The sequence below is a fragment of the Pseudactinotalea sp. genome (assembly GCF_048594945.1).
GTDB lineage: Bacteria > Actinomycetota > Actinomycetes > Actinomycetales > Beutenbergiaceae > Pseudactinotalea.
In genome coordinates, this window is record NZ_JBMDXJ010000202.1 from 1 (window position 1) to 8,745 (window position 8,745).

Annotated in this window: 7 protein-coding genes; all 7 read right to left on the reverse strand. The window is 69.6% G+C overall.

Annotated elements, in window-relative coordinates:
- Window positions 1–1,282, reverse strand: a 1,282-nt coding sequence (locus ACOJSN_RS08915) for a DUF4962 domain-containing protein (RefSeq protein WP_420112145.1), incomplete at its 3' end; no start/stop codon positions are given.
- A gap of 80 nt (window positions 1,283–1,362) precedes the next feature.
- Window positions 1,363–3,006, reverse strand: a complete 1,644-nt coding sequence (locus ACOJSN_RS08920) for an extracellular solute-binding protein (protein WP_420112146.1) — start codon at window positions 3,004–3,006, stop codon at window positions 1,363–1,365.
- A gap of 48 nt (window positions 3,007–3,054) precedes the next feature.
- On the reverse strand, window positions 3,055–3,924 hold the full coding sequence (locus tag ACOJSN_RS08925) for a carbohydrate ABC transporter permease (RefSeq protein ID WP_420112147.1): 870 nt from the start codon (window positions 3,922–3,924) through the stop codon (window positions 3,055–3,057).
- A gap of 77 nt (window positions 3,925–4,001) precedes the next feature.
- Window positions 4,002–4,994, reverse strand: a complete 993-nt coding sequence (locus ACOJSN_RS08930) for an ABC transporter permease (RefSeq protein WP_420112148.1) — start codon at window positions 4,992–4,994, stop codon at window positions 4,002–4,004.
- Window positions 4,978–6,288 (reverse strand): polysaccharide pyruvyl transferase family protein, encoded by a 1,311-nt coding sequence (locus ACOJSN_RS08935; protein WP_420112149.1) that lies wholly within the window; start codon window positions 6,286–6,288, stop codon window positions 4,978–4,980. Before ACOJSN_RS08935 ends, ACOJSN_RS08930 begins: the two co-directional genes overlap by 17 nt.
- Window positions 6,289–6,460: 172 nt before the next feature.
- Window positions 6,461–7,471, reverse strand: a complete 1,011-nt coding sequence (locus ACOJSN_RS08940) for a LacI family DNA-binding transcriptional regulator (RefSeq protein ID WP_420112150.1) — start codon at window positions 7,469–7,471, stop codon at window positions 6,461–6,463.
- Between the two features lie 38 nt (window positions 7,472–7,509).
- Window positions 7,510–8,745 (reverse strand): gamma-glutamyltransferase (locus tag ACOJSN_RS08945; protein ID WP_420112151.1); only part of this gene is annotated, 1,236 nt, incomplete at its 5' end.

An 8,745-nucleotide genomic window follows, 5' to 3' on the forward strand; every position in this document is an offset into this window, starting at 1 on the left:
GGTTGGCGGCGTTGTTGCCCGCACGGAAGCCGAAGAAGTTCGCCGTCTGGCTGTCCCACCCGCTGCGCGAGAGGTAGGTCGTGGTGGCGTGGAACTCGCGGTCCAGCGGCAGCTCCGCCTCGTTCGGCGGGACCGGGGTCACCAGGCCCTGCCACATCAGATGCAGCGGCGGCAGCGTCCGCGGCGCCTGCTCGGCACCCGCCTCACCCCACCACGCATAGGCCGGCTGGCCGTAGTGGTCGGCCAGCCAGTGCGTGGCAGGCGACCCGGTGTGGTTGCCGGTCGAGGCGTCGGCGTAGTTGAACTGCAGCCCGGTCGGCCCGGTCATCGCCATCGCGAAGTCCACGGTCCGGTCAAGCCCAGGTGTCTCGGTGATCCCGAAGTCGTCACCGACCGCGGTCTCCAGCGAGGACATCGCCGAGACCAGGAACCGGGTCGCGTACCCCCAGTACACGATCCCCTCGGGATATCCACCATCGGGCCCGTACTCCGCGAGCGCGGTGGGCAGCGAGTCGAAGGCATGATGCATCGCCTCGTTCGCGAGCTCCGGCTCCTCGTCCCCGAGTGCGAGCGCGGCCATGATCATCCCGCTGTTGCACACGATGTTCCAGTTGTGCGTCGCCGTGGTCCAGGAGGCACCGTTCTCGTGCTGAGCGATCGCGGGCTCGAGCCCGAACGTGACCATCGCCTCGCGCACCACCGACCGCTGCTCCGGGTCCATCCAGTCGTAGAGCCAGTCATACCCCACGGCGAACGCGTTGAGCAGTTCGGCGACCGAGAGGAAGCTCTCGGGGTTCCAGTCCGGGAACGCGGCCACGGAGGCCATCTCGGCATAGGCGCGCTCGGCGTAGTCCGCGACGTCGGAGAGCCGGTACGCCAGGCCGAGCACGTACATCCGTCGCTGCACCTCGCGCGTCTCCTCCAGCAACGTGCGACCGTTGCCGAACTCGTACTCCACGAGTGGAGCGTCCAGGTACTCGTCGGCCTGCAGCAGCAGGTCGTCGTACAGCTCGGCCGAGAGATCGTCGGAGGTGACGCGAGCAGAGATCCCGGCCAGGGCGCCGTCGTCGACCATCAGACGCGGGTGCGCGGTGGTGATCAACGCGGCGATGTCCTCGGGCGGTGTGAGCACGGGCTCGGCCTCGCTCTGCGAGTCGGGTGCCGCGCTGGCGGGTGCGAGCGCGGTCAGGGTGAGTGCCGCCCCGAGGGCGGCAACGAGTGCGGCTGTGCTGCGCCGCCGGGTCGATCGGGTGAGGCGGGAATGGGCGTGCTGGATCGTCATCGATCCTCCTGGTGCGTGGGTGGGCAGGCGGGGACGAAGGGTGGGTCGACGGCGTGACGCCGCCGACCCACCGTGGAGAATCAGCCGTTGAGCTCGGCCCAGGCCGCCTCGTACTCGCCCTTGATCGTGGTGCCGACGGCGCTCATGTAGGCCTCGACGGCGGGGCCCCAATCCGTGACCGGCTGGTTGCCGAGCAGGATCTCACCCTGGGTCGCAGTGAGCGCCTGCTGGGCGCTCGCCGCGTTGCTGACGGCGGTCTCGGAGTACAGCCCTACCGTGGGGTTGGGAATCGTGTACTGCAGCCCCGTCTCCTGGTGGTCGAACTGGTCGCGCACGGCCTGCTCGTTCTGCGACTCCCAGATCACCGGTGAGTTCTCGGTGATGTACCGAACCGGCAACGTCGCCTGGTTGACGCCCGCGGAGTTGAGCACCGGGTCTGCGCCGTCGAAGTCGAACGTCTCGCCCTCCACGCCGAAGCGGCGGGTGATGTACTCGGTGCTCCCGAACGGTGCGGCCAGCCAGTCCAGCACGCGCAGGATCTCCAGCAGTCGCTCGGGGTCGTCCTGCTTGGCGATCGCGCTGAAGTGCGACGACGGGTTGCCCGCGGTGCGGACCATGGTGCCGCCGGCTTCACGTGCCGGCGAGAGCATGCCGGTGAGCCGGAAGCCATCGATGTTGGCGCCCTGGATGTAGAACTTGGGCCAACCCGCGTAGCCGCCGATCTGGAAGGCGGTGATGCCGGCCATCATCCACTCGTTCCGCTGGGTGTTCTGGGCCGCGTTGCCATCCGGGTGCACCACACCGGCCTCGTCGAGGGCGACGGCGTCGGCGAGCGCCTGCTCGTACCCGGGCAGGGTTCCGTTGAAGGTGAAGGTGCCGGCATCGTCGACCGACCACGAGTTCGCGATCCCGTTGACTTCGAGCATCTGCGAGAACGGCGTCTGGCCGAACGCCCAGCGACCGGCGCGGTCGTCGGTCAGTGCCTCCGCCATCTCGATGAACTCCTCGAGCGACTCCGGCTGCAGCGAGAGGCCGTGCTCCTCGAGGATGTCGGCCCGGGTGTAGAGCACGTTGCCGATGAGCGACCGCGGCACCGGGACGCCCCAGATCTTCCCGTCGTAGACCGAGCCGAGCCAGGAGGGAGTCGGCAACGCGGCGAGGTTCGGGTAGTCCAGCACGGCGTCACCGGAGAGGTGCTCGGTCAGGTCCGTGAACTTCGCTGCGAGCATCGCCGGCATCTGCTGGTGCTGCCCTTGGATCGCCACCAGGTCGGGCAGGTCGTTGCCGGCGATCGTGGTCGCGAACCGAGCGCTGTAGTCGGCGGAGGGGGTGTACTCCAGATCGAGCTCAGCACCCAGTGCCTCGTTGAGGTTCTGCCAGAGCGCGTTGCTCCCCATCTCCGGCGCCACCGGGTCGTAGGTGAAGGTGAGCGCGCGGATCGCCTGGCCGGAGGTGGCGGGTGCGCCATCGGTGACGGCGGTGGGCGAGGCGGGGTAGCTGAAGTACCCCGGCGAGACATCGGGATTGCTGGAGGTGAGGTCGGCGGGGAAGCCGTCGAACGCCTGGTAGGTCGGGAGCAGGCCGGTCGTGGCACCGCCGCCGGTGGCCGTGGAGCCAGGGTTCGATCCACCGCCACCGGGCGAGGAGCAGGCGGCCACGGCACCGATCGTGCCGAGGGCGCCGGCCAGACCGAGGAAGTTGCGTCGAGAGACAGAGACAGACATGGAAACCTTCCGCTACATCGAGGAGGAGAGGGGGTGGTGGGGTGCGGATCAGCCCTTGACGGCGCCGATCATCAGCCCCTTGGTGAAGTGCTTCTGCAGGAACGGGTAGACGAGCAGGATCGGGATGATGGACAGGACGAGGATCGCCATCTGGATCGACAGCTGCGGGGGCAGGCTGTCGGACCCGGAACCCACGTCGTCGACGCCCATGGGTGTCTCGTTGACGACGTAGGTGCGCAGCACGAGCTGCAGTGGCCACTTCTCCGGCGAGCTGATGTAGAGCAGCGCGCTGAAGAAGGCGTTCCAGTAGCCGACGGCGTAGAACAGGCCGATCACGGCCATCACGGCCTTGGAGAGCGGCAGCACGATCCGCATGAGGATCGTGAGGTCGTTCGCGCCGTCGATGCGGGCCGACTCGTTGAGCTCGGCTGGGATGTCGAGGAAGAACTCCCGCATCACGATCACGTTGAAGGCGTTGATCAGCACGGGCATGATCAGCGCGAGCAGGTTGTCGAGCAGGCCGAGCTGCTTGACCACCAGGTACATCGGGATCATGCCCGGGCTGAACAGCATCGTGAACAGCACGGCGAGCAGGATCGGGCGCGAGCCGAGCGAGCCCGGTCGCGAGAGCGAGTACGCCAGCGCCGCGGTGCAGACCAGCGAGAGCAGCGTGCCCGCGACGGTGATCAGGATGCTGACCCCCAGCGCACGTGTGACCACGCCGCCGGACAAGATGGCCTGATAGGAGGCCAGCGTGGGCTCTCGCACCCAGAACACGAACCCGCCGTTGGCGGTGACTTCTTCCTGGGTGGACAGCGAGGTGGAGATCACGGCGACGAACGGCAGGATCACAGCCGCGCAGCCGATCCCGAGGATCAGGCCGCGCAAGGCCATCAGCACACGGTTGGGCTTGCCCATCCAGGCCGGTCGTCCAGCTTTCGGCGGGCGCCGTGGTGCGCGCGGCTTCGAGGTGAGCCCCAGGGGGGAGGTGGTGGTCATTTCTGGTACACCCCTCGCTCGCCGAACATATGCGCGAGCTTGTTCGCGCCGAGCACCAAGAGCACCGAGATCACGCCCTTCGTCAGACCGACGGCGGCTGCTTGCCCCCAGTTGCCACCGACGATGCCGTGGTTGTAGACGTAGGTGTCCAGCACCTCGCTCGCGGTCGCGCCGACGGCCCCTTGCTGCAGGATGATCTGCTCGAAGCCCACGGTGAGCGCGTCACCGAGGCGCAGGATCAGCAGCAGGATGAACACCGACCGGATCGCCGGCAGCGTCACGTGCCACATCCGGCGCATCGCACCCGCGCCGTCCATCGCCGCGGCCTCGTACTGCGAGGTGTCCACGCGACTGATCGCAGCGAGGAAGATGATCGTGCCCCAGCCGGTGTCCTTCCAGATCACCTGGCTGGTGATCAGCACCTTGAACAGCTCGGGCACGCCGATGATCGAGAAGGTGGCGAGGTCCGCCCCCCGCAGGAACGTGTTGACCATCCCTGCGTTGCCGAGCACCTGCTGGAAGATCGCCACCACGATGACCCATGACAGGAAGTGGGGCATGTAGAGGATCGACTGCACGGTTCGCTTGAGCCGTTCCGAGATCACCTCGTTGAGCAGCAGCGCCAGCGCCAGCGGCAACGGGAACACGAACACGACCTGGATCAGCGTGATGATGACGGTGTTCGTCAGCGCGTTCACAAAGACCGGGTCGCCCGAGAAGATCACTCGGAAGTTCTCCCAGCCCACCCACGGGCTCTCGCCGATCGTCAGGAACGGCTGGTAGCCCTTGAAGGCGATGACGTTGCCGAGGAGGGGCACATAGTGGAAGAGCAGCACCACCAGCACGCCGGGCACGGCCAGCAGGAGTAGCAGCCGGTCACGGCGCCATCGAGCCAGCGGCTGCGTGCTGCGCCGCATGGGTCGCGCGCCCGGGCTCGGCGAGGGGGCGGTGGCTGCCGCCTTCGGTGCCCGCTCAGCCAGCCGGGACAAGATCCGCCTCCCGACCGTGACCTGCGTACCCGGGCGCCGATTCACCGAACAGGATCGTACGGGCGACCTCGCGCAGGCGGTCCCGCGCCACCTCGTTCATCGCGGTCGAGGTCTCGCAAGCGGCGCTCTCGTCGGCGAGCAGCGCGCTCACCGCGGCGGCGCTGCCTGCCGCACCGGCCCGCTCGATCTCGACGACCGCCGCGCCCGCACCAAGGTCGGCGTACATCTCGCCCTTGATGGTGTCGGTGGGCTGCCGGAGGTAGAGGGTCGGGGTGCCATGCACCGAGGCCAAGATCGGCGAGTGGCACTCCATGGAGACCACGGCCCGGGCCCGCGCATAGACCGCGTTTGCCTCCTCCAGCGGCCAGTAGCGCGCCAGCACGTGGACCTGCTCGGCGACGTCGTCGGCCAAGCGCGGGACCAGCTCCTGCTGGGCCAGCTCGACGGCGTAGCTCATCTCGGGGACGACGACGGCGGGCTGCCCGGTCTCCCGGACCCAGGCCGCGATCGCCGCGGCGAGCGCGTCGAGGTCCGCGCCGACTGTTCCGGCGTTGATCGCGTACCTCCGGTCGAACTCGCGGGTGCGCTCGGTCCCGTAGATGTCGGGGTACGGGGTGTAGCGCAGGCGAGGCACGAAGCAGCCGAACGCGCCGGGCGCCAGGCCGCGCTCGGCCAGGAACGCCTCGGCGGCGCGCTCGTCCCGGTGCCCGTAGGCATACGTGCCATCGGGCCCGAACTCCAGCAACCCCGGCGTGATGCCCTGGATGCGCAGGAACTCCAGCGAGATCGAGTCGCGGGCGAAGAAGAACTCCGCGCCGCTGAGCGTCGCGCGGGTGCGGTCCTCGAGGAACGTCGCCGGCAACTCCTGCACCATCGTCCGGAGCTGGTCCAGCGGACCCCACGCCGGCGGGCAGAGCGGGTCGACCGTGACGCCGGCGTAGCCGTAGGGCCGCCCGGTCCGGGCCTGCCAGGCCAGCATGATGTCGTCACGGAAGGCGCCGGCTCCGGAGCCGTGCACGAGCACGTCCGCGGACTCCCAGGCGGCGCGCAGCTCGGCGCTCGTGGGCTCGCCGGCCTCGTCGATGTCGCCGCGGACCACCTCGACAGTGGGGTTCGCGCTCCGCAACATCGCCTCTTCCCGCTCTCCCAGTCGCTGCGCCCACAGGATGATGCGGGCCTGCGGGGCGACGTCGAGCAGCGCCGTGATCAGACCCGGCGAGTGTGCGACGTCGCCGATGTTCACGTTCGCCCAGGACGAGCGGAGCAGGATCGTGCGGGGGGTGGGGTGGGTCACCTTCGATTCCTCCATGGCGCCGGCGCCTTTGCGGTCGGCCTCGGTGCTGACGTATCGTTGCGTCACACTGTGCCGGAGGTCACATGGGTGCGTCAAGTCTTGTTACCGGACTGTGACGCAACGTCGCGTCAGCGACAGCGCGTCAGACACCGACCACGGCGTACTCCCCCAGCTAGCGAGGGCGGCGCGGAGGCGCCGTACTGCCGCGCACGACCACCATCGGAGCGGGATCGTGGATGACCCCTGCCCGCGGCGGGCGGCCCTCCAGCGCCGTGGCAATCTCTTCGACGCCGCGCTGGCCGAGCTCGGCCATCGGCAACCTGACGGTGGTCAGCGTCGGCCGAGCGTGATCGGCAGCCTCGGCATCATGGATCGCGATCACCGACAGCTCACCCGGGATGTCGATGCCGGCGTCCTGCGCTGCGGCGAGCAGACCGATACCCGAGATCACATTGTTGACCACGATCGCCGTCGGGCGTGGTGTCTGTGCGAGTGCCAACGGGAGCCCGAGGGCGCCGGCGTCATAGCCGAACTCGGTGGGGACCAGCGCCCGTGGCGTCAGGCCCGCCCGCTCCATCCGGGTGACGTAGCCGTCGTACCTCGCGGTGGTGACGAAGGCACGCCCGCCGCCGACGTAGGCGATCTCGCGGTGACCGAGCTCGATGAGGTGGTCGGTCGCGATCGCGCCGGCACCGATGTCGTCGACGGCGATCCATCGCCCGTCCGGAGCATGGCGCCCCTCGAGCGTGACGACCGGCGTCTGCTGGGTCTGCAGCAACCGCATGACGGTCTCGTCGATGATCCCGTCGTGACGCATCAGGATGCCGTCGATCGAACCGCGCCCGAGCAACCGGGTCAGGAAGTGGCTGCCGGACTTCATCCAGATCGTGTCGCCGAGCACCACCGCCCAGCCGCGCGCCTCAGCGGCGTCGTAGATGCCGTGGAACATGTCCCGGTACACGGGGTTGTCGACCTTCTCGACGACCACGGCGATCGTGCCTGCACGCTGCCGCCGCAACGCCCGAGCAGCATCGTTGGGCACGTACTCGAGTTCCGCCAGCACCGCTTCGACGCGCTCCCGCGTCTCCTCGCTCATGCGGGTGTGGGAGGTTCCGTTGACCACGGCGGACACCACCGAGATCGAGACGCCAGCGCGGCGTGCGATGTCCTTCTGCGTGACCATCCCGGCCATGGTAGGCGCCGTGAACGGTGCCGGCGCCGTCATCGACCGGTGGCGTACCCCTGCATGCCGCGTGGGTTGGCGGCAGCGTGCAGCATGCCGTCGGTGCGGATGCCGGCGGCGCTGATGCGGCCGAGCGACCACGGGCCGGTGACCGTGACGTCGTGTCCACGCCGGCGCAGCTCGGTGATGACCTCGGTGCCGAGTCGCTCTTCGACGTGCACGCCCAGCAGCTCGGCGACCCGCGGCGCGAACGAGCTCGGCGCGTGCGTGCTGTGCCATGAGGGCGCGTCGATCGCCGCTTGCAGGTCCTGCCCGTGCGCGAGGTGACGCAGCAGGAACGGCACGGTCCACTGATCCTGCTGGTCGCCGCCGGGTGTGCCGAAGGCGAGCGCCGGGCGGCCATCGTCACGGAGCACCATGCCGGGACTGAGCGTGGTGCGCGGCCGGCGACCGGGCACGAGCGAGGCCGGCAGCCCCTCCTCGAGCCGGAACATCTGGCCGCGGGTGCCCAGCGCGAACCCGAGTGCGGGAATCGTGGGTGAGCTCTGCAGCCAAGCACCGCTCGGAGTCGCGGCCACCACGTTGCCCCACCGGTCCACCACGTCGAGGTGACAGGTGTCGCCGCGCGGGACCGTGGGCTCGCCCTGGCCCGGCTGCACAGCGCTGGCCAGACCATCGGCCCAGGTGCCGCCGTCGGCCATCGCCCGCACCGCGGCGGCCGCGAGGCGAGCTTCCCGGCCACCCGGCGTGCCGGGGCGCAGCGCCGCATCGGCGTTCGCGCCCACGAGCGCGGCTCGCTCGCGTGCGTAGGCCGGCTCGAGCAGTGCGGCCAGGAGCGCGGCGTCTCCCTCGTCCCCGTACCAGGCCTCGCGATCCGCGAAGGCGAGCTTGGACACCTCGACGACGGCGTGCACCTGGTCCGCCGAGCCCGGCTCAAGCTCGTGGGCGCCGAGCGCCTCCAGCATCTGGAGCTGCTGCAGCAGCACCGGCCCCTGCCCCCAGGCCGCGGTCTTGAGCACGCGATGGCCGAGCACGTCGACGGCGGCAGGTTCCTCCTCGGCCGCGGTCCAGGCATCGAGGTCAGCAGCCGTGAGGAACCCAGGGTGCGCCACGGCGCCATCCCAGGCCGGCGTGCGAGCGAACTCCTCGATCGCCTCGGCCACGAAGCCCGAGTAGAAGGCGCGACGCGCGGCGTCGATCTGCTGCTCCCTGCCACCGCCGGCCGCCTCACCGGCCGCCACGAGCGACTCGATCGTCTCGGCGAGCGCGACGTT